At 60.8% G+C, this 23139-nt stretch carries 10 protein-coding genes; 5 read left to right on the top strand and 5 right to left on the bottom strand.

Annotated elements, in window-relative coordinates:
- The 4 genes from WAW39_RS23845 to WAW39_RS23830 form a co-directional block, all read left to right on the top strand.
- Positions 1-2362 (top strand): zinc-dependent metalloprotease (locus WAW39_RS23845; protein WP_422321662.1); only part of this gene is annotated, 2362 nt, incomplete at its 5' end.
- Positions 2363-2515: 153 nt separating this feature from the next.
- Complete coding sequence (locus tag WAW39_RS23840; RefSeq protein ID WP_422321661.1) at positions 2516-3658, top strand: hypothetical protein; 1143 nt, start codon at positions 2516-2518, stop codon at positions 3656-3658.
- Positions 3659-3726: 68 nt separating this feature from the next.
- On the top strand, positions 3727-5058 hold the full coding sequence (locus WAW39_RS23835; protein WP_422321660.1) for a carbon-nitrogen hydrolase family protein: 1332 nt from the start codon (positions 3727-3729) through the stop codon (positions 5056-5058).
- Positions 5059-5203: 145 nt separating this feature from the next.
- Positions 5204-8155, top strand: a complete 2952-nt coding sequence (locus WAW39_RS23830; protein ID WP_422321659.1) for a tetratricopeptide repeat protein — start codon at positions 5204-5206, stop codon at positions 8153-8155.
- A 33-nt stretch (positions 8156-8188) separates the two neighbouring features.
- On the opposite strand, the gene WAW39_RS23825 is transcribed toward WAW39_RS23830, so the two are convergent.
- A complete protein-coding gene (locus WAW39_RS23825; RefSeq protein ID WP_422321658.1) occupies positions 8189-17998 on the bottom strand; it encodes an Ig-like domain-containing protein in 9810 nt (3269 codons plus the stop codon).
- Positions 17999-18188: 190 nt separating this feature from the next.
- Between WAW39_RS23825 and WAW39_RS23820 the strand changes: the two genes are divergently transcribed.
- Positions 18189-20225, top strand: a complete 2037-nt coding sequence (locus WAW39_RS23820; protein WP_422321657.1) for a DNA gyrase/topoisomerase IV subunit A — start codon at positions 18189-18191, stop codon at positions 20223-20225.
- 187 nt (positions 20226-20412) lie between these two features.
- Here the strand turns inward: WAW39_RS23820 and WAW39_RS23815 are convergent, their stop codons facing one another.
- The 4 genes from WAW39_RS23815 to WAW39_RS23800 all read right to left on the bottom strand — a co-directional run.
- Positions 20413-21012: a hypothetical protein gene (locus WAW39_RS23815; RefSeq protein WP_422321656.1), complete on the bottom strand. Its 600-nt coding sequence runs from the start codon at positions 21010-21012 to the stop codon at positions 20413-20415.
- A 149-nt stretch (positions 21013-21161) separates the two neighbouring features.
- Complete coding sequence (locus WAW39_RS23810; RefSeq protein ID WP_422321655.1) at positions 21162-21665, bottom strand: DMP19 family protein; 504 nt, start codon at positions 21663-21665, stop codon at positions 21162-21164.
- Positions 21666-22057: 392 nt separating this feature from the next.
- The gene (locus WAW39_RS23805; RefSeq protein ID WP_422321654.1) at positions 22058-22549 is read right to left on the bottom strand and encodes a hypothetical protein; all 492 of its coding nucleotides are present in this window, start codon (positions 22547-22549) and stop codon (positions 22058-22060) included.
- 338 nt (positions 22550-22887) lie between these two features.
- Positions 22888-23139 (bottom strand): IS4 family transposase (locus tag WAW39_RS23800; protein ID WP_422321653.1); only part of this gene is annotated, 252 nt, incomplete at its 5' end.

Here is a 23139-nt window from a genome sequence, read left to right as displayed (position 1 = left end):
GGTCTATCTGGATGCAGAGCGTGGCAATCCGTGGCTGTTTGTGGCGAAGAATCAGGTCGGCCCTGAGTTCATCTACTTCAATCACAGCGTGGACGGCCCCGTGGCTTCCGGCCACAACCGCGGCCGTTACGGCGACTCGCTGGTCTTCACGATCCACAAGATCTTTGACCGCATCGAACTCGTCGAGCAGAACACCAAGCTCTACTTCGATCCGCAAAGCGCCCTGGCCAAAGCCCAGGCGGCCAACACCAGCAGCGCCATCTTGACCAGCGAAATCATCATGGCCGAGGAAGAGGAGGGTTATCTCATTTCCTGCACCAACCTGTTCCTGCGCGAAAACCTCACCCAGGTGAAGTTCAGCAACATGGGCGGGGACAAGGCCGTGCTGGGCAAGCTTTCGGAGCCCAAATCCAAGATCCTGCGCGTCAACGGCTACCCCAAAAACACCGCCATCACGGCGGAGTATGTGTTTGAAAACCCCAGCCCCACCTGGGAAACCGCCGCCGATGTGGCCAATCCGCGCTACATCACCGTCAAGGTGCAGCACACGCTCATCGCCATGCCCGAGAGCGACTACAAGCCCCGCCTCGATGACCCGCGCATCGGCTACTTCACCCATCAGATCACCGACATGACGAGCACGGACGTGGCTCCGTACCGCGACGTCATCCACCGCTGGCGGCTGATGAAGCAGAAGCCCGGCACCGCGCTGAGCGAGCCTGTGCAGCCGATCGTGTTCTGGATCGAGAACACCACGCCCGTTGAATTCCGCGACACCATCCGCACCGCCGTGCTGAAGTGGAATGAGGCCTTCGAAACCGCCGGATTCAAAGACGCCGTCGTTGTCAAGCAGCAGCCCGATGATGCGAAATGGAATGCCGATGACATCGAGCACAATGTGCTGCGCTGGACCAGCAGCGTGGCTCCCCCCTTCGGAGGCTACGGCCCCAGCTTTGCCAATCCGCGCACAGGCGAGATCCTCGGTGCGGACATCATGCTGGAGTACAGCTTCATCACCAAGCGCCTGCTCACCAAGAAGCTCTTCGCCGATCTGGGCACGGAAGCCGAAGCAGCAGGCCAGACGAAAGCTTTCAACCCGCACGCCTGCGAGGCCTGCGGCTCCGCACGCAACGGCCTGCTGTTTGGCCAGACCATGCTGCGCCTGCAAAAGAGCGACCGCGTGGAGATGGACCGCCTCATCAAAGAATCGCTCTACTACCTCTGCCTGCATGAGGTCGGGCACACGCTGGGCCTGAACCACAATTTCCGTGGCAGCCAGCTTCACAGCCTCAAGGACATTCACAATGGGGAGCTCACGGAAAAGACCGGCCTCACCGGCTCCGTCATGGACTACCCGCCGATCAACATCGCGCCCAAAGGTGTGAAGCAGGGCCAGTACTTCACCACCAAGCCCGGCCCCTATGACCACTGGGTGATCAACTACGGCTACAGCGAGTCTTTGGAAGATCCCATCGAAGAAACGAAGCGCCTCGAAGCCATTGCCGCCCTCTCGCACAAGCCTGAGCTGGCCTTTGCCAACGACGCCGACGACATGCGCTCTCCCGGCAAGGCCATCGATCCACGCGCCATGCTCTTTGACATGAGCAGCGATGCCATCAGCTACGGCGAGCAGCGCTGTGAAATCGTCCGCGTTGAACTCGCCAATATCCTCAAAGATGTCTCGGATCCCGGCAAGAGCTGGCAGGAAGTTGCGCAGGCTTTTGCATCCCTGACGAAAGAAGCCAGCGGCTCGCTCAATGCCATCTCACGTTACGTGGGTGGTGTCTATGTGGAGCGTGCCGTGCAGGGGCAGGCCCCCGGAGCCGTGCCATTCAAGCCCGTGGAGGCCGACAAACAGCGCCAGGCCCTTGCCGTGCTGGCGAAGTATGCCTTTGCACCGGATGCGCTCGCCGCGCCGCCTGAACTCTACGCCCACCTCCAGCTGCAGCGTCGTGGCTTTGACCATCGTGACGAAGGCGAGGACCCCAAGCTCCATGAGCGCGTCTTCCAGATCCAGCGCACCTTGCTCGATCAGCTCCTGCACAGCCGCACGTTGGAGCGCATCGAAGACTCCGCGCTCTATGGCAACCAGCTCGGCCTGGAAGAAGTCATGAACACCCTCACCACCGCCATCTGCACCGGTGATGATCCAGCCAAGCCGGTGAGCACCATGCGCCAGAACCTCCAGCTCGACTACCTCACCCGTCTGCTCAGCATCGCCCACAGCGGGAATCATTACCCTGCCGTGCAGAGCGTCGCGCTGCTGCAGCTTGAACGCATCAAAGGCCTCACCTTCGCCAATTCCCCGGCGCACCAGCTGGCGATCAAGTACCGCATCCGCCGTGGGCTGGATGAGAAGTAGAATCCCATCGATCTGCCCTTCTGCCTCCTCTTAAAGCTGGCGTCGTCTGCTGCGCAGCACTCGACGCCTCAAGCCATCCTCAACAATGAGAGAGCTCCAGACTTGATTGCCACAGGAGCAAAGCAGCCACGCCATAACACGAAGCCCCCTTGCATGAGCCCGCCTGCCAAAATGATGTTGCTGATCTCCGTCAGCATCTTCTATTTTGCAGCTCAGTGCTTCGCAGAAGTGCCCAAGGAATGCCTGCCTAGATCGGTCAAAATCATCCTCTTTGTCCCTGCAGATCTCGCCGTTCCAGAAAGCGCCCGGCATCGAATCACACAGATCGCAGATGCCGCCGATGCCTTTTTCTTCACCGGCATGAATCGGCATGGTTACCCACCAGGGGTGAAAACGTTGTTCGAGCGTGACGGCAAGGGGCAGGTCGAACTGCTTGAGGTTCGTGGCAAAGACAGTGCAGCCAGCGGCGCTTATTCCCAACCGAGCTGCATCGGCAACGTGATCAACAAAGCAGGGGCGCAGTGCAACGTGTCGAAAGCAAGCCATGTCTGGTGGGTCTTTATGTACCTGGGAGACCGGCCCATTCGCTTTGAAAACTGGATGGGACAAGGCAACCCCCGTGATGGAGGCGCGGCCATCATCAACTACGACACGGTTCCAGGAGAGATTCGTCCAGACCTGCAACTGACTGAGGGCTTTAATTATGAATACAAGCTCAAGTCAACGATCCATGAGCTGGCCCATGGTTTCGGGCTTCCCCATATGGGCCCTGATCCAACGCTCAACCTGGGGAACTCGCTCATGGGTCCCAATCCACCTGGATACGCGATGCGGCATGGTCCAAAAGCCGACCACGTGTATCTGGCAGCCGCCGAAGCAGCCATGCTGTGGAGACATCCTCTGTTCACGGGGAAGGCAATGAAACAATTTGAAGCTTGGGAAGTAAAACTGACCGACTACAAGGCCGCCTTCGACCCGAATGCCGACACGGTGACTGTCACCGGCAGACTCGTCACCCAACAACCCGCCCATAGCGTGGTGCTGATTGACGACCGGGGAGACAAAAACCCGGACGCAGAATACTGGAGCCGGAGCTATACGGCTCGGATCGCGCCTGATGGCAGATTTCAAATCAAGATCAACGATCCCGCAAAGTTGAACGGGCAATACCGGATCTTGTTCTGCTTTGAAAATGGCATCGTCAGCGGTGACGGCAAGAAAATCGGTTTCACGGACCGTGGTGACATTCGCAAAACCTACCGGTTTCAAGACGGTCATTTTCAATTCGAAGAGTAACGTCATTCTGACAGGTCGTTTGCATCAATCCCATCAAGACTGCTGCATCTGCCAGCGTACTCTCCCGCATGAAATCCCTCACCGCCCTTCTCTGCCTCCTCGCCACCGCCTCCCATGCGGCGTTTTCAGACGGCTGGGAGCTGTGGTCTCCGCGTGATGAGGCGAAGCCGACTGCGGAGGTGAGCCAGACGGGCGGACATGACGGCAAAGGGGCGCTGATCCTTGAAACGGGTGCGGGTGAACAATGGATCGGCTGCTGGACAAACACGCTGCCGGTCGAAGGCGGTCAGCACTACCAGTTCAGCGCCTGGAAAAAAGCCAGCGCCATGCCCACGGCGCGCCGCAGCGTGTATGCGCGCATTCTTTGGCAGGATGAAAATGGCAAGCCCGTGAGCTGGGAGGAGCCTGCGAAGCAAGGCTACGCGAAGGGCACCGTGCCACGTGCCGAACCTGAGTACCCGCATGTGCCGGATGGCGAAGCAGGCCAGTGGATTCATTGCGAAAGCACCCTGCGTACGCCGGTGAAGGCGAAGCAGGCGAAGATCGAGCTCTACCTCCAGTGGGCGACGAATGCGCGTGTGGAGTGGAGCGATGTCTCTCTCGCTGCCGTGCCCGCCCCTGCCCCGCGCAAAGCACGCCTCGCCACGATTCACCTACAGCCGAAGGACGGCAAGAACCCCGCTGACAAGCCACCGCAGTATGCACCGCTCATCGCCGAGGCCGCCAAGCAGAAGGCCGACCTTGTGGTGCTCGGCGAGACGCTCACCTACTACGGCACCGGCAAGACGATGGCCGATTGCGCCGAGACGGTGCCCGGCCCCAGCACCGAGTACTTCGGCAAGCTGGCCAAGGAGCACAATCTCTACATTGTCGCGGGCCTCGTGGAGCGTGAGGGCAAGACGCTGTACAATACTTCGGCGCTTCTCGGTCCGGATGGCACGCTGGTGGGCAAGTATCGCAAAGTGACCCTGCCGCGTGGGGAGATCGAGCATGGCATCACGCCCGGGCATGACTATCCGGTGTTTGATACCCGTTTTGGCAAAGTGGGCATGATGGTCTGCTATGATGGCTTCTTCCCCGAAGTCGCACGCGCCCTCACGATCAAGGGAGCCGAAGTCATCGCCTGGCCGGTCTGGGGCTGCAATCCCATGCTGGCCGCTGCGCGCGCTTGCGAAAATCATGTCTACATCGTCAGCAGCACCTACACGGACGCCACCAAGAACCAGTGGATGATCTCAGGCATCTTTGATCACTACGGCGATGTGCTGGCAAAGGCGGATGTGTTTGGCACACTGGCCATCGCGGAAGTCGATCTCAATGCGCCCACGCATTGGAACAGCCTTGGCGACTTCAAGGCGCAGATCCAGAGCCATCGGCCACCGGCTTTAAAGGAGCCTTGAGGACTGCGAGGCCACGCTCGTTTTTTGAGCCCGCCATTTTTTACTTTCCACGGCATCCGATTTCTGACGGAATGCCGGGGTGAGGTTCATCGTCTTATTTCTCTTCAGTGCACTCTGCGCTGCATATGCGGCGGAATCAGCCGGCATGTCGCGGCTGCGTGAGGCATTGGCGAAGGCTGAGCAGGAGCATGGAAAGGAAGCGCCCGAGGTGGCGGCACGCCTCAGCGAACTGGCGAGCCACCTCGAAGCCGCTGACAGCTTTCAAGAAGCGGAGGCACTCTACCGGCGTGCGTTGGCGATTCGGGAGAAAGCCTCGGGCGTGACTCCTGCCGAGCTTGAATCGAGTCTGAATAATCTCGCCGACCTGCTGCGGCAAATGGGCCAGGAGAAAGAAGCGCTGGAGCTCTATCAGCGTCTGTTGACCTGCATTGAAAAGCGCCCGGATGGCGAGTCGTCGCCGGAAGCCGCCACCTGTGTGGGAAGCAAAGCGGAGCTGCTGCTGAGCATGCACCAATCTCAATCAGCGTTTGTTGAGTACCTCGAACTGCTGAAGCTTCACGAGAAGCTCTCCGGGCTCAGTCATATTGCGGTCAGTTCCAAGCTCAACAAAGCACAAGACCTGAGGGAAAACATTCTCACAGGCCGTGGCAGCGTGCCGCTCTACCAGCAGGCGCTTCAGATTCACGAAGAAGCTGTGAGTGCTGAAAATGCCGAGCTTGCCACCTGTCACTCGATCATTGCAGGTCTGCTGCTGTTCCAGGCGCGCAATGCGGAAGCAGAGCCCGTGCTCCGCCGGGCGCTGGAAATTCGCACCTCCATCATGGGGCCCAAGCATCCGCTCACGGCCCAGTTGGCCTACACATTGGCGGAACTGCTGGAGCGAACCAAGCGCAAGAAGGAAGCCATGCCATTCTACCGTCAGGCTTTGCCCGTGCAGGAGAAAGCACTGGGCCCGGATGCTGCCATCACCTGCGCCTGCCGTGTTCAGCTGGCGCAACTGCTCAGCGAGCAAAACCTGCATCAAGAGGCACTGCCGCTGCAGCAGCGCATCGTCGAAAACATTGAGCGGACGAAAGGCCCGGAAGACCACAGTCTCTTCTCCCATCTGAACCATCTGGCAAACACACTGCACTCGCTGCGCCGCTACCCGGAGGCAGAAGCCGCCTATCGAAAAGAGCTCCTGGTCGCAGAAAAATCCTTTGGACCGGACAACTCCATGGTCACCGGATCCCTCTCCATGATTGCCCAAACTTTGAGCGACATGGAGCGCTGGAAAGATGCTGTGCCGTTTCTGCGCCGCAAACTGGCGGTTCATGAGAAAAATCTGGGGAAGGTTCATGAAACCGTGGCGGTGGATCTCAGGGTGCTGGCAGGTTATTTGGTGAAGGCGGGTGAACCCCGCGAAGCAGAGCCACTGCTTCGCCGCTCACTGATGATTTTAGAAAAGACCAAAGGCCCGGAGGACGCTCAAGTCGCTGTTGTCTTAAAGCATCTGGCTGACCTCCTGTGTGATGTGGAGCCCAGGGAGGCGGAGAAATTGTATCTGCGCGCGATCAAGGTGAGCAAGAAGTCTATGGGTGCAGGGCACTCGTTCACCAGAGAAATTGCCGAACACTACGAGGCCCTGCGACAGACATTGAAAAAGAACGATGCTGAGGACGAAGGCCTGCGCGCAGTCCTGAAACTGAATGGCAAGGTCTGGGATGAGAGCACGGCTGTCGCATTCCTCAAAAAGCAGATTTCCTCTCTTTCTGCGGCCAAGTTCACGGAGACTGATGCGGCAAAGCTGGTGCAGCAGATGAAAGGAAACTCTCTCGCACTGGCCATGGCGGCGGCATGCATCACGGAGCAAAAACTGACATTGGCCGAGTATGTGCAGCGATGGGAGAAGGAGTCAGCCGGGCTCAAGGAAACGACGGCAGCGGGCGAAGCATCCCCCGACAAAGTCTTGGTCGCGACATGGCAGCTTTCCGCGAAGTACCTGACACCCACGGCGCGTGCGCTCATGGCCTTGCTGCCCTGGCTCGCCGAAGAAGCCGTGCCCCTTTCCTTTTTCACCGAGCAGGCAAAGCTTGTGGCTGATGCCGCGCGGACCTTTGCAGCCCCCGCTGATAAAGCGCCTGATGCCAAAGTGGAAGCAGGGTTCGATGAATTGGAGCGCCATGCTCTCATCACGCAGGAGCCCTTGAGCATCACCTGTCCGACGCCGTTGCAGGCGCTCTTGCGCTTGCAGAGTGGCGCTGAGTTTCTTGGCCGGGCCACCTCGCTGATGCATGCCGTCGTGGCCAAAGATCCGGCCACGCAGCGCATGCGGTCGCGTGAGTTTTGGGAGCCCGCCCTGCCCCATGTGTCGAGGGTGCTGGAGTTTCAGCGTCAGTTCGGTGACAAGGCCGGAGACGCGCAGATCACGCGCAGCCTGCTCAATGACTGCGCTGAGTTTTTGCAATACAAGGCACAATACTCCAAGGCCACGCCTCTGCTCGATGAGGCAGAGCAACTGCTGCGGCGAGCGCTGAAACTGGCGGAGGAAAATCCCGCTACCCAGCAGGCGGACCGCATCGCCGCCCTGGACAAAATCGGTGCTGTGCTTCACCGCTCCCAACGTGATGAAGACGCCGCCGTGTTCTACCGACGCTCGCTGGAGCTGTGCGAAAAAACACAGGGGCCGGAGAGTCTCAAAACAGCCGACAGTCTTGATCGCCTTGCCCTGACTCTGGCTCCTACCAGACAAGGCCGGGATGCAACTCCGCTGCTGCGCCGGTCACTGGCCATCCGCGAGAAAGCCCTGGGACCCATGGACCGTGAGGTGGCGCTCAGCCTGGGACGGCTGGCCTTTCAACTCAACACCGGTGATACGGTCAAGGAGGCAGAGCAGCTCTACCGACGCGCCTTGGTGATCGAAGAAAAAATCTACGGTGCAGAGCACCCGGCCCTCATTCCCCAGCTCACCAGTCTGGGCAACTTGCTCAGAGCCCAGCAGCGCGACTCCGAAGCCGAGCCTGTCTTCAAACGTATCCGCCTCATTCGCGAGAACACGCGCATCAACGGGCCACCACCATCACCCACAGGTGCGCGGAAATCTCCAGCAGCTCAGTGAAGACCTGCGAGCAGATAGTTCCCAATTTCGCACTCACGGCGACGGAATGATCCAGACGGAAGGACTGGCCCTCTGCGGCATCTTGATGAAGGTGGCACGACCGGTACGCAGCAGCGGGGCGTTGTTCTGAGAAGTGGTGGCGGCAGAGCTCATGGAAATCCAGACAGGAACGGGCTGGCCGGGCATCTGCAAGAGCCAGCTGGCCAGATAGCCCCTCACACCGGCGGAGCCATCACCTTTCCAAAACTGCATCTGAGAGGAAGCGGAAAGGAGGGTGCTGGCAAGGAAGGGGAAGGAGGTCATCCGAGTCTGGGCAGGCGAGGCGTCGAGCGGCCAGGGATTGGCGAAGAGATTGTAGCCAGCCTGCAGCGGTCGGGCGAAGGGAGTGGTGCGCACACTGCCGGTGCTGAGCAGTGCTGAGGGGCTGGCGCTGGCGATTTGCAGCATCACGCCTGTGCCAGGCGGAATGAGGGTCTCATTCATGCTGGTCGCGGTGCCTCCATTTAAAACCCAGTTGCGGGTGCCTCCAAGGTCATAGAGCCAGTAAGTGATGTAATCCGAGGAGTTGTGAAACAGAACCTGATCTGCGCCAGCGGCGGTGGAGGAACCCTGGAAGAGTGTCGGATTGAAGACTTCGCCCAGCGTGCGGTGTGAGCGCAGTATCACACGTGCACCGGACAAGCCGGCCACGGCCGAAGCTGAGAGCGTGGTATTTAGCGAATCATCCGCGACAAGGCACGCGACGCCGGTGATGCTCTGCAGATCCAGGCGATGCCCGGCCTGAGGACCGCTGATGATTTCCAGATAGTAATGCTGCGCGGGATCCATGGCAGAAGCCACGGACGCCTGCTCGCTGAGTGTGACACTGTTGGCGGTGGCGCTGCTGACCGAACCGGTGAAGAGAGCCTCATGGTTGAGATTGAGGCCATAGGTCTGGGTGCCGGAATAGAGCATGGTCTGCTGCCATCCCAAAGGCGCGCTGGTGGTGGTGCCACCGTTGGTTTGAGTGATCCGCAGACGGATGATGCCACGCGCGAGGCTCTGCCCGGGGAGTGCCTGGAGATCCGGCCACGTCACCCGCTCCCATCCATTGCCTTCAGCGACAACTGTGGGTGTCGCCACGAGTGGGGACCAGTTGATCAAATCGCTGCTGCTTTCGAGCTTGAAGGTAAAGGTGCCCTGACCCGATGGGCGCAGCAGGGTGGCATCGACACTGCTGTTGCTGCGCGTGACGAGCTGCAAGCCTTCACCGGGCCGGGTGATGCCGCTGGTGAGCGCAGTGCCGAGCGCGACTTCAAGAAGGTCCGAAGCGCTGTCCTCATCGCTGTTGGTCGTGGCGAGGTTGTTGGGGAGACCGACGGTGCCGGGAATAATGGAAGCAAGCACGATGGTGTTCGGCGAAGCCGCCGGTGCCGCAGGCGCATTGACGAGCCACTGGCTCTGCGGGATGACCTCGCGCGTCTGGCCTGGGCTTTCCCAGAGCATGCGGGCGGTGGCACCGCCGGTGCTTTCATAATACTCCATGACGACAGGGACGGCCACGCCGGCCTGCAGGGCGATGACGCCGTTGTTCCAGGTGTCGCCGTGATTGTTCCAATCATTGACGACCTGCTGGCCATTGACCCAGAGGCGGACGCCGTCATCGGTGACGGGGATGATGGTATAAGTCTGCGTGTAGCGCGGGATGAGGTATCCGTGCCAGCGCACGCTGTAGCCATCGGCTGGAATGCGTGGATCAGGACTGCCGGTGCCCCAGGTGTAATTGACCGTGGACTCCATGCGCGTGAAGCTGAACTGCTCGAAGTTTTTACCGATGTAGTAGTCCCCGGTGAGGCCGTTGGTGTTGACCGCTGGCGTGTAGCTGGCGGTGATGAGATTGGACACCGTGTTCGGATTGCCTGCGGCATCCTGCGCCACGCCTGCCGGGATTCTGACGGTGACATTGCCTGCTGCCGTGGGCGTGATGGTAGCAGCCCATGCCGCCCCGGCGGAGGACAAGGCGGTGACCGTGCCGTTGGTAACGGTGAACTCGGAAGCAAGCAGGCCGGTGACGTTCTCGCTGAACGTGGCATTGACGACAAAGGGAGCCGTGACGCTGCTGGCAGGAGTGGAGAGCACGACTGTCGGCGGTGTGGTGTCCGGAGGAGTGTAAGTGGCGGTGAGCAGATTCGATGCGGTGTTGGCTCCGCCCGTGGCGGTGGTCGCCGCATTGGCGGGCACTCTGACGGTGACGGCTCCAGCCGCCGTGGGTGTGACAAGAATGCTGTAGGTGGCGCCGCTGCCGCTGAGTGTGGAGGCCGCCCCATTGGTGATGATGAAATCATTCAAAGCCACACCGGTGACCGTTTGACTGAAAAACGCATTGACCGTGAAGGCACCCATGACAGTGGACGAGGCGGTGCTGAGCAACACGGTAGGAGCAGGCAGGGGCGCGGTGTAGGTCACACTCAGGGCGTTTGAGGCCAGGCTTGCATTGCTGGCGGCGTCAAAGGCCGCGCCGACAGGGAGTGCCACGGTCACCGCGCCATTGGCTGTGGGGGTGATGGTGACGCTGTAGGTTGCACCACTGCCGCTCAGTGCTGAAGCCACACCGTTGGTGAGCGTGAAGTCATTCAAGGCAACTCCGGTGACGGTTTCACTGAAGGTGGCGGTGACCACAAAAGGTGCCGTGACGCTGCTGGCCGGAGTGGTCAACGCAACCGTCGGCGGCGTGGTGTCCAGCGGTGTGTAAGTGGTGGTGAGCAGATTCGACGCGGTGTTGGCTCCGCCCGTGGCGTTGGTGGCAGCATTGGCGGGCACACTCACGGTGACGGCTCCAGCCGCCGTGGGTGTGACAAGAATGCTGTAGGTGGCGCCGCTGCCGCTGAGAGCTGAAGCCGCCCCATTGGTGATGATAAAATCATTCAACGCGACGCCAGTGACGGATTGACTGAAAACCGCATTCACGGTGAAGGCACCCGTCACGTTGGATGAGGCAGTGCTGAGCAGCACCGTGGGCGCAGGCACGGGCACGGTGTAGGTCACGCTCAGGGTGTTTGACGCGAGGCTCGCATTGGTGGCGGCATCTGCAGCAGCACCAGCGGGCATGGCCACGGTCACCGCTCCATTGGCTGTGGGTGTGATGGTGACGCTGTAGGCGGCACCGCTGCCGCTCAGTGCTGAAGCGACGCCATTGGTGACCGTGAAATCAGTCAACGCGACTCCGGTGACGGCTTCACTGAAGGCGGCGCTCACGGTGAATGGCGCAGACACACTGGAGGAACCTGTGGCGAGTGTGACCGCTGGTGGCGTGGTGTCGGGCGGGCTGCTGGTATTGACGAACTCCATCCAGTTGAAGTTGAGGTTTCCGTTTGGAAACTCGATGCGAACGACGGCAGAAGCAGGCACGGTGAGTCCTGTGGCGGAGAAGGTTTTCCAGGAATAAAAGCCTCCCGTATCGGTGACATTGATCGTCGTGGCGAGAGTGCCGTTGATCAGCACGCGCACCGGAACCGGACCTGCAAAGGAGGTGGCCACGCGCACGCTGAAGTTGTAGTTCCCCGACGGGAGAATGGTGGTGTAGCGCAGCCATTCGCCCGCCGTGATCCAGCCGATGGAGGGCGTGCCGTCCGCGTCTTTGGAAGGTTCAATATCGACTCCGGTGGTGCGGTAGCGGAGGCCAGACACATACTCGCCGATGTTGATGGCTTCAGCATCGTGATAGGCCACCCCTTCCCCGCCTTCGTCAAAATCTTCCGCCTGGATTCTCACGGTCTGCCCCACGATGACCGGAGCGTAGGTGACCGTCAGCAAGTTGGAAATCGTGTTCGGATTGCCCGAGGCATCCTGCACCATGCCTGCGGGAAGACGGACCGTCACAGTGCCCGCAGCGGTGGGCGTGACGGTGGCGGAATAAACTGCGCCGGCAGAGGACAAAGCGGTGACGGTGCCATTGGTGACGGCAAATTCGACAGCGAGCAGACCGCTGACGTTTTCACTGAAGGTGGCGGTGACGACAAACGGCGTGGCAACGCTGGTGGCCGGAGTGCTGAGCGCGACTGTCGGCGGCGTGGTGTCCGTATAAGTCACGCTGAGCAGATTGGAGACGGAGTTGCCCAGGCTCGTGCTGTCAGTGGCGGCACTGGCTGGAACACTGACGGTGACCACACCTGCAGCGGTGGGGGTGACTCTGAAGGTATAACTCGCGCCGCTGCCGCTGAAGGTGGAGGCAACGCCATTCGTGACGACGACATCGCTAAGCGTGAAACCTGAGGCCGAAGAACTGAAGGCCACCGTGACGTTGAATGCAGTGGTCACATTCGTGGCGGCGGTGGTGAGTGCGACGGTGAATGGCAGCGGTGCCGTGGTGGGGGCATCGTCAATGCTGGCCACGAACGCGGCGAGGTTGGACAGGTCCGTGGCCGTCAGCGTCACGCCGCTGTGCGCGGTGATGGCGTCGGAAAGCGTGGCCGCAGAGCCATCATGCAAATACGGGCCCGTGGCCCAGCTGCCGCGCAGCGTGGGCACATCCAGACCGGTGAGCGCCGCGCCGAGGCGCTTGCCGCTGGCGGGTTTGATGGTGCCGATGTTGGCAAAGACATTGAGCGCGCTGTTGGTGAAGTTTACCCCGCTGTGGCAGGAGGCGCAGTTTTGCGAGCGGAAGACCTGCTGCCCGGCTGTGGCCGCCGTGGTCAGTGCGCCGCTGCTAGTGCGGCTTGGGCTGTTGCCGTTGACGGTGAGTGATTTCACATACGCGGCCAGCGCATCGAGATCCGCGCTCACACCCGCCTTCGCATCGCCGAGCGGCTGATTGCGAGTGCCGGTGTTGAGCTGCGTGTCAGTCATGAGTCCGATGCCGCCGGCCAGGGCGCGGATCTGCCCTTCGAAATCCTGCACTTCATCGAAGTTGCCGGTCCAGTGCAGCATGCCGTGAGTGGCGTGGCCTTTCAGCGTGATGGTGTTGCGCAGGCCTTCACCGAAGCCGGTGAGATCCCACACGCGGCCATCGTGTCCGGCATCGTTGTGGCACACGGCGCAGCTGATGTACTGCTGCAGCGCGAGGCGTGGGTCCTGTGCATCGTAGAAGAGCTGCTTGCCCTTCAGCACCTGGGCGGTGAGTTTTTCCGTGGTGACGGCATTGAGCGTGGCCGTGGTGACGGGTGCTGTGTTGCCGCCCTGAGTGATGCCGCGCACGTCATGCACCGTGATGGTGCGGTCCATGAAGTTCTGCACATAAAGCGTGCTGCCGTCCGGCGAGGTGATAACGCCCTGCGGTGCGCGGCCTGCGGGAAAGCGGGTGATTTCCTGATGTGACCACGCATCGAGAATGGCGACCTCGCGGCTGGCTTCGAGCGCGGTGAAGACATAGATGCCGTAAGGATCATACGCTGCGGCGCTGGGCATGCCTGCGTTGTCGATGTCCACGCGTGAAGGCAGGTGCTCCGTCTGCGCGGTGAGATCAATGCGTGAGACGATGGCACGCACGCTGTTTTCATGATTCAAAGGCTGGCCATCGCGCAAGACACCGCGCTGGATGTTGTCCTGCTTGGAAGGCACCCACGCGGAAAGACCATCGGGCGAGATGACGGCGGCACCGAGATAGTTCGGCAGGCCGCGTGCGGATGTGGAGGTGTCCGCAGCGGTGCTGGGGCTTAGCAAAATGGTGCGTTCCACGGCAAGCGCCACCGTGCCGATGACGACCACCTGACCGCCTGCGCCCGTGAGCATCGGTGTGGCGGTGTTTTCACCGGCCACGCGTGGCGTGATGAAGCGTGAGGCATACACGCGTGCGCTGTCGGCGGAAATCGAGAGATGCCGCACAGGGCCGCCGGCATCGATGGAAGCGAGTTGGGCCCCGGTGCTGGGGTTCAGCTTCAGCACGCGCCCAGTGCTTTCCAGCGTCACCCATGCGGCCGTGCCCGCAGGATCAAAGACGATGCCGAAGGGCCGTGATCCATACGCAAGCGTCACCGTGGCGGCGACTGCGCGTGTGCTGGTGTTGATGATGCTGATCGTTCCCGTCTCCACATTCGTCACCCACAGCCTGCCGTCCGGTGCCAGAGCCAGGCTGCGTGGCGCGGTGCCCACGGTGATCTCGGCATAGCGTGCACGCGTCACCACATCAAAGGCGGTGACGCTGTTGTTGTCCGGATTCACGCACCAGACGCGGTCATTGCCGGTGGCGCGATCTTCATAGACGATGCTGCTGGAGGCGGCGGGCTTGCGCGTGGTGAGCGCGGCATACACCGCCTGATAGAAGGTGCTGGTGATCGTGATGCCGGTGTCATCCGTGGCGGTGAGCGTCACCAGATAGCGTCCCGGTCCGGCGTAAGTGTGCGCGATGCTCGTGGTCGTGAGCCATGCGGTCTCAGGCGTGCCATCGCCAAAGTTCCATTTGTAGCGCGTGTTGATGCCGTTCGCCGATTGCGCGGTGAAGGTGAGTGCAGCGCCGGTGGCCTTCGGTGCAGCGGCCAGAGGCTGCAGCGTGAGCCCTGCGGTGACGTTCCAAACGAAGGAGCTTGTGGCAGGTGTGCTGATGCCATCGCTGGCCGTGAGAGTGACGTTGAACGTGCCTGCGACTGTGACGGAGCCGGAGATGACGCCTGAACCCGGCGAGATCGAAAGCCCCGAGGGCAATCCGGTGGCGCTGAAGGTGATGGGATCGTTCTCTGGATCATTCGCCGTGACGGGCAAGGACACCACCGCGCCGATGAGCGAGGCCTGCGCGCCCGGGTTCGTGATCTGCGGTGAGAGATTCTGCGGCACGATGCTGGTGGCGTGGCGCAGATCGCGCAGCGCAAGGATGTCGGGCTGGGACAAGGGGGCCTGATGCAGCGTGACCTCATCCACCGCTCCTGCAAAGAAGGCCGTGCCGGGGCTGTCGGCTGCACCCACAGTGAATGGTTTGGAAGCGTTCGGCATGTAGGTGCCGGTGTCTTCGTTGACGAGAATGCCGTTGAGGTACAATCGGCGCACGCCGGTCAGATTCGCGCCGCTGGCACTCGTGGTGCGGAAGGTGGCCGCCACATGCGTCCACTGCCCCACGGTGATCGCGCCGCCTTTCAATCCCGAAGTGTCTTCCCCGGTGCGAAGCTGCCAGAAGCCATCTGGGGTCACCCACAGGCCGTAGCCTTTCTTGGTGGCGGTGGATTCATCCCGCGAGGCGAGCACGCAGCGTGCCGTGCCCAGCGCTGCATCATGTCGCACCCACGCGGCGATGGTGAAGTCGTTCGGATTGAGCGATGCGCTGTAAGGCATCAAAACGCTTTGCGTGGTGCCGTTGAACAACGCGCTGCTGCCTGTGCCGGGATTGCCGCTGAGCGCGGGATTGGCGCTCGTCGTGTTCGCGCCGCCGCTTGCCGTGCCTGCGATGGCCACCAAACCTGCGGCGGTGGATTTCACTTCGCCCGCGGTGCCGTTCCAGCTCGTTTCATCGAAATTCCACGCCACCACCGGATTCTCGATGGGGAGATAAGGCGAAAGGTAGGTGCCCGCGATGATGGAGACCGCAGCGTCTCCCGGCTTCTTCCAGCCGACCGAGAGGTGATCGTCCCCCGTGCCATCCTTCATCAAGGCTTCGATGTAGTAGCGTTTGCCGGCCTGCAGGGTGATCAGGGCGGAGGTCTGCTGCGGATACCACGTCCAGGTTTGAGGTGGTGTGTAGCCGGGCTGGCTGGAGATCTCCACGGCGTTGGCGGGATTCGCATCGGTGCTCAGCTTCAGGCTCGATTCATCATCGCTGGAGATGAAGAACTGATACTGGCCGGTGACAGGCACGTAGAGAAAGCCACGCAGCCGCTGGCCGGTGCTGTCATCCCAGTTTTGAGGTGAATCAAAGGACGGCTGCAGATCGCGGCCATTCGGATTCGCGGGGAAGAAGGTGTTGCTGGTCAGGCTGGCCACCGTGGCGCCGTTGATGTTCGTCCAGTACTCGCGCATGATCTGGCCGCTGCCGAGATTGGGCAGCAGCACGATCCAATTGAAGGAAACGGAAGTCACCTGCCCTGCCGCGCTCACCAGAATGGTGCTGCGGTAGGTTCCCGGTGTGGCGGTCACGGTGCCGGAGATCAAGCCGCTGACGGCATCGATGGCGAGTCCGGTGGGCAAACCACTCGCGGTATAGCTCAGCGTGCCGCCCGTGGCGCTGGCGCTGATGGGCAGAGACACCGCGCTGTTTTGCGTCACGCTCTGCTGGCCGGGATTCGTCACCACCGGCAGTGTGGAGTTCGTGACCTGAATGATGCGTGACACGGACCACACGCCGTTCGCATCCACCGCAAACATCATCCAGTAGCCCGGGGTGAGCACATTGATGCTCGGCGGTGCGGTGACCGCATACACGCCTGGCGATGGATTCGTATGCGTGAAGCGCACATGCCGCAGGCCGGTGTCCACCGAATGCGTCTGCGCAGACATGCTGATGGCGCTGAAGTACTGCACGCCATTGCTGGCGTTCACCGTGAAGATGGACGCGGGGCCGATGCGATCCGGCGCTGCCGTGATAACGGGGCGCACAGCGGGTGGGCCATCCGCATTGAACAACTGCGGCGGTGTGAAAACCTGTGCATCCTGATGATCCGTCAGCGCATCGCCCGACAAGCCACCACCACCCGACCACACGCGGCCATCGGGCAGCAGCATCGCGAGCGAGTGGTAATTGCGCGGCACTGACATGTCCGCCACCGCACGCCATTGCCCCGTCGTGGGATTCCAGATTTCCGGCGTAAACACCGTGCCTAGGTCGCTGAAGAACTGCCCCGAGGTGTTGCCACCCACCACCATCACTTCGCCGTTTGGCAGCATGACGGAGTTCGAAAAGGAGCGCGCATTTGCCATCGGCGCGGTGGGGGCCACCACGGGCGTGGCGCCATTGAGATCCACGGTGAAGGCTTTGTTCACCACCACCCCGTCATCAATGGCTGTCAGTCCCCCAGCCACCACCACCTTGCCCGGCGCATACATGGCCCATGCGCCCTGCTTCGGATAATGCGTGCCGGGAATGCTGGCCCCTGTCGCAGTCATCGCGCCAGTGCCTGAGGCGGTGATCCAGTTCAGCGCCTGATGCGGACCAAAGTGCGCGACACGGCCATCCGGGGCCACGAGGAAGAAGGGATGCCAGTTGGTCTCAATCGCATTCGCGATGGGTGGATTCGCCACCGTTTGCCAAGAGATGCCGCTCATGCGCCGCCAGCCGGAGCTGGCATTCCATTGCTCGATGGTGCCGTTGCCATTCGCGCCGCCGTTGCCGCCTGCGGTGAGCACTTCGCCGTTGGGCAGGGCGATGCTGGTATTGTACCAGCGGCCATCCGCCATCGTTTGCGCGGGCACCCATTCATTCGTGCGCCAGTCAAACAAGCTGGCCAGCGCCGTGGTGCCATTGATGCCGTTGCCGCCATTCACGAGAAGCCGACCGTCCTGCAGGAACGACAGGCCGCCGCAGAACATGTCATGCCGCCCGTTGTTGATCTCGGTGAAGAGGCCCGTGGCGGGATCCCACACGGCGGCGTAGGTAAACTGGGGCCCGTCTGGAAAGGTCGTGCGCTGATTGGACGCAAACGTCAGCAATCGGCCATCCGGCAGCATGGCGGCGGAGGTAGGAATGTGCGGCGTCCATGGGATGACGGCGCTCCAGTTTCCCTTGGTGACGTATTCCGCCGGGGAAACGGCGCCCACACTCAGCACCACCGCCTCCGCAGCAGGTGCCAGACGTGCGGCCTCTGCCAGCAGAGCATCCGTCTCGGCATGGCTAACACTATCTGCTTTTACGAGATTCCCGACACCCAGCAGAAGCAGGGCACACAAACCCCTAAGGCCGGGCCTGATGCGACGATCATCCAGCTGGAGAATTGCATTTTCGCGTTTCATATATGCGCAGATTTTCAAAGCTGTGAAGAAGCGACCGTCCCGGCGCTGCACAATTCAGTTGATTGTAAGAGAGCCACCGTTCTCCTGACTATTCACAGGCCTTGATAGTTCACCCATCCGCGCTGCCAGCCCTTGCACTCCCACCGGCACTGTCTATTCTCGCCGCCCCTGTTCTTTCCCCCTTTTCGCCGTGGCCAAAAAGTCCTCCAAAAAATCCGCTGAAGAAGCCTTCTCCCCCATCCTGCCATCCGCCGCCCCTGTGGAGCACAAGCCGGTGGACACGCTCTATGGAGACTGGTTTCTCGATTACGCCAGCTACGTCATCCTTGAGCGCGCCGTGCCCCACATCAATGACGGCCTGAAGCCGGTGCACCGCCGCATCCTGCACAGCATGGACGAGCTGGAAGACGGCCGTTACAACAAGGTGGCGAACGTGGTGGGAAACACGATGAAATACCACCCGCATGGCGATGCCTCCATTGGTGATGCCATGGTGCAGCTGGGCCAGAAGGACCTGCTCATCGACACCCAGGGAAACTGGGGCAACACCCTCACCGGCGACAACGCTGCGGCTCCCCGATACATCGAAGCACGCCTGTCCAAATTTGCGCTGGATGTCGTGTTCAGCCCGAAGGTCACCGAGTGGGCCGCATCCTATGACGGCCGCAACAAGGAGCCGGTGACGCTGCCGGTGAAGTTTCCGCTGCTGCTCGCGCAGGGCGTGGAAGGCATCGCCGTGGGTCTTTCCTGCCGCATCCTGCCGCACAATTTCATTGAACTGTGTGATGCCAGCATCGCCGCACTGCGGGATGAGCCGGTGAACCTGCTGCCCGACTTCATCTCCGGCGGCATCATGGACGCCAGCGACTACAACGGCGGCATGCGCGGCGGCCGCATCCGCATTCGCGCCAAGATCGAGGAAGGCCCGAAGAAGAACATCCTCATCATCTCCGAGATCCCCTACGGCACCACCACCGGTGGCGTGATGGACAGCATCGTGGCGGCGAATGAAAAGGGCAAAATCAAGATCGCCCGCGTCGAGGACAACACCTCGGACAAGGTGGAGGTCGTCGTGCATCTCCCCGTAGGCACGGACACGGACCAGACCATCCAGGCGCTCTACGCCTTCACCGACTGCGAAATCTCACTCTCACCGAACGCCGTCGTCATCAAGGACGACAAGCCGCAGTTCATGAACGTGAACGACCTGCTCAAAGCCAGCGCGGAGAACACCAAGAAAATCCTTGGCGAGGAACTCGGCATCCTGCTTGGAGAGCTCAACGAGAAGTGGCACTTCAGCTCGCTGGAAAAAATCTTCATCGAGAACCGCATCTACCGCCGCATCGAAGAAGCCGAAACCTGGGAGGCCGTGATGGAAGCCATCTGGAAGGGCCTCAAGCCCCACCTCCATATCCTCAAGCGCGAAGTCACCAATGACGACGTGGCGCGCCTGACCGAGATCAAGATCAAGCGCATCTCGAAGTTCAACAGCTTCGAGGCCGACGAGCACATCCGCGAACTGGAGGAGGAGATCGATCAGGCCGAGAAGTTCCTCAAGGGCCTGACCAAGTACACCATCCGCCACTTTGAAGAGCTCAAAAAGACCTACGGCCCAGGCCGCGAGCGCAAGACCGTTGTGAGCGGCTTTGACCGCGTGGCCGCTGCCGAAGTCATCGTGCAGGGCGAGACGCTCTATCTCAATGCCAAGGAAGGCTTTGCCGGCACCAGCCTCAAGCGCGAAGGCGACCCCATCTGCAAGTGCTCCCCGCTGGACGATGTGCTCTTCTTCACCCGCGAAGGCAACATGAGCGTGACCAAGGCTGCTGCGAAGTTCTTTGTGGGCAAGAACCCGCTCTACGTCAATCTGTTCAAGAAGGACGAAAGCGCCGTTTACACCATGATCTACCGCGACGGCCGCCAGGGCGGCCTGCTGGCCAAGCGCTTCCGCATCGGCGGTGTCACCCGCGACAAGGAATACGTCCTCACCAAAGGCACCCCCGGCTCCAACGTCCTATACTTCATCCGCCACGAAACCGAGGAAGACTCCAACGCCCAAAACGTCGTCGTCCACCTCAAGCCCGCCCTCTACCTGCGCAACCTTTCCATCAAATTCCCCTTCAACTCCATCGCCATCAAAGGCCGCGAGTCCCAGGGGAACATCATCACGAAGCATGCGGTCGATCGCGTGGTGCGTGAGCCGAAGAGCGGGGAGAGCGCCGAGGGGTAAGCGCCGTCGCACCACGAGGCTATTTGGACTGCGGTCGCGAAGTGAGGAACAGCCTTTCCTTCGTAGCTTTAGCGAAGAAGGAAACGCAGCTACCGCTTTCCGTGGGCGGGGTGAGTGCCCGTGTACCGTGGGTGCCCAAAGGGAAAGGAATTCGCCGGAACGCCTGCCCGGTCGTTTCCTGTCGAGTTCATGGAATGCGTGGCTTAGAGGCTTCTTTCTGCTCGGGTTGCGGAAGGCTGTCAGCAATACCAACCAGCCAGTCGCGAGTGTCGGCAGACCACTGGGTAAGTGACCTCCATGACTCAGGGCCTTCACACCACCACCAGACGCTTGCGGCAGGTGGTGGGAAGGCAAGGCCATAAAACTCACCGTCAATGCCGCCTGGACACCCACAGAAGGCAGGAAAAGAGATCTGCTCAAGAGTCGAAAGACGCGCTGCAAACACTGCTGTCTCAAGCGGCCGGTCGCGGACCTCGATGGTCGGCTGCGTATGAAACCCCTGCGCCAATCCGGTGAGAGGCTCGAAAAAACGTTGTGAGTCGGCCGCGTAGTCCCACGTCGTCTGACGAAGAAGGGTCTGGGCGCCACGCACTCCACGCTCGCGCTTCTGGTAAATGAACCAGGAGCGATTCGCCGAGAACGAAGGAAAATGCCAAAGCTGCAGCCGCAAAAACCAACCGTCGAGACTCGATGCCTTTGGGATCAAATCCGGATGCATGAGATAGTGCCTCGCCGTGCGCTCAAGTTCACGGAATTCGCCATATCTGTTTTCGCTATTGGATTTCATGGTGTGCGAGCAAAGACTAACAGACAAAAGCTGAGCTCGCGACGGCAGTGACATGCGCCGCCCCGAAAGTCCCGCTCTGCAAAGAGTTTTTCAACATACGAATCGGCGAAGCGGACGGTCATGAGATGTGAATGGGACATTGCCCGGACTCAATCCTCAAGGTGCTCGAGAACATAACGGTGCAGCTTGTTACGAAAGTAAGTCTTGTCTGTGAAGTAGAGCGCAAAGAACTCCTCCTCGATGGCGTCGTAAACGGACTTGAAAACGTTTTTCCGTTGAGCAGCCCGAATCTTCTCGATGGCCTCTGCCCACTCCTGAATGGTGGCTGGGTAAGGAGGTGGGAAATGGACGGCCAATGCCTTGTCCGCACAGGCGGCAAATTCGGGAAGACCGACCGCACGGAGGGCGTCTGGCACCAGGTGCGCCAGACGACCGTGATCCCAGTCAAACCAGGTGTCCACTCCGCCATCGCACATGGCCCCGAAGAAAGTCTCGACGCAAAGCACATCGCGAATCCAGCCCGTGATTTCATCCGGATTCCCGGAGAAGAAAGCCTCGTCGGCGACATCACAGACCATATGGCACGCTGCTTCTGGGGATTGAGCCTGACGGATGGCTTGCTTCTGGGCTTCAGTGAGAACGAGGCGAGGCATGGAAGTGGGGGCGACTCCGCCAACTCAGCATCGGTGCAGCGCGGCGCAAGGCGAACTTCGCTGCAGCGCGCCGTGGACCGAGGGGTGCAGCGCCCACAGGTGCAAGCCGGAGGCTTGCGCTACATCCGGTGTCGCCACCGGTGGAGGCTTCCACTGTTTCAACGGGGGCTGGTGTCCACACGCCATGCCTAAAGAGCAGACTTCAACCTTTTCAACCATTTCAACGGGGGGTGGTTTCCACACGCCACCCGCTAGGGGGAGACTTCCGCAAATTCCACAAATTCCTCGGGGGGTATACGCGCGGACGGCCCTTCCAAGCCGGTCATTTGAACCCTTTCAACTCCTGGGGATTCGCGCAGCCAGCGCCGGACAGCGCAGGTTTGACCTGACGGTCATTTCCAAAACTGCCACCAGGGGCGTTTGGGTGACTGGGCCTTGGAGACGTTTGTCACGTCGCCTGCCTTCCACGCGGCGTAGCGCCCGTCGATCACCTGCTTGAGGCGTCCGTAGGTGTCGTCGTTGAACGGGATGTGGTACTCGGACGGCAAGGAACCTTTGAGTGTGACAATGAGATCCTCCATGTAACGCCCGGTGTTGTAGTCGAAATAGGCCGCCGCAAAGGCATTGCCTTCGTCGGTCAGCATGTCGTCGATGAGGCAGCGGTCGAGCATCTTGAAGTAATCCAGGGCGCTGAGCCGTCCTTCGCGCACTGCGGCGTAGTCTTCAGGCAACTCGGTCCGCAGCCAGTCACTGACGAACTCGTGCTCGATGCACCAGCGAAAGAAGAACACGATGTGATGGGAAGCATGATCCTGGGGCAGCCCGAATTTAGCCACGGCCTCGTCGTGCCACTTGGATTTGCCGTATGCCTTAGGCTGGTTCATTTCAGGATAAGCTTAGTTTAGAAATGCCTGACATGGCTGCACCATGCGCACCCGCGCAGTGACAGCGCCCTTTATGCGACAAGGATGAATGGTCTGGCAAGATGAAAGGATGGTTTTTCACTTGTTGGCCCGCAGGGTGATGAGGCTTGCACAATAGTGCATTCTATTGATCTCATAATCAGACACTTCATACCATAGGATGACATACTGCCGCGCCCGAAGGTCGTGGAGCCGCGTACCGGTGGCCCATGCGCTGCCCCCCTTCGCAGCCCTCAGGACGGCGCACCTTTTTCATCGCCTGCGACGCCACAGACCCGAAACTTCGGACCCGCAGCAGCCTAACTATTACCCACAACATGAACGAGCTTCCAGGTTTCGGTCATGTCGTGGAGATGGCGCAGACCTCGCCAGAGGACTTCCATGCCTGGCGGTGGATCGTTCTTGCGATCCAGGTAGCCTCCCAGCCGCGCGATCCAGCGCACCGCCTCGGCGATGCTGGGTGGACTTGGAGTTTTTGTCTTGAGCTGACGCGTGGCCCAGGCGCTTAATACCGCGCACTCCTCGGCCTCCAGCCACTGGGTCGCGGGCTC

Origin of the sequence: Prosthecobacter sp., from assembly GCF_049294395.1 — a bacterium.
GTDB lineage: Bacteria > Verrucomicrobiota > Verrucomicrobiia > Verrucomicrobiales > Verrucomicrobiaceae > Prosthecobacter.
This window is presented reverse-complemented; position numbering and strand designations above follow the sequence as displayed.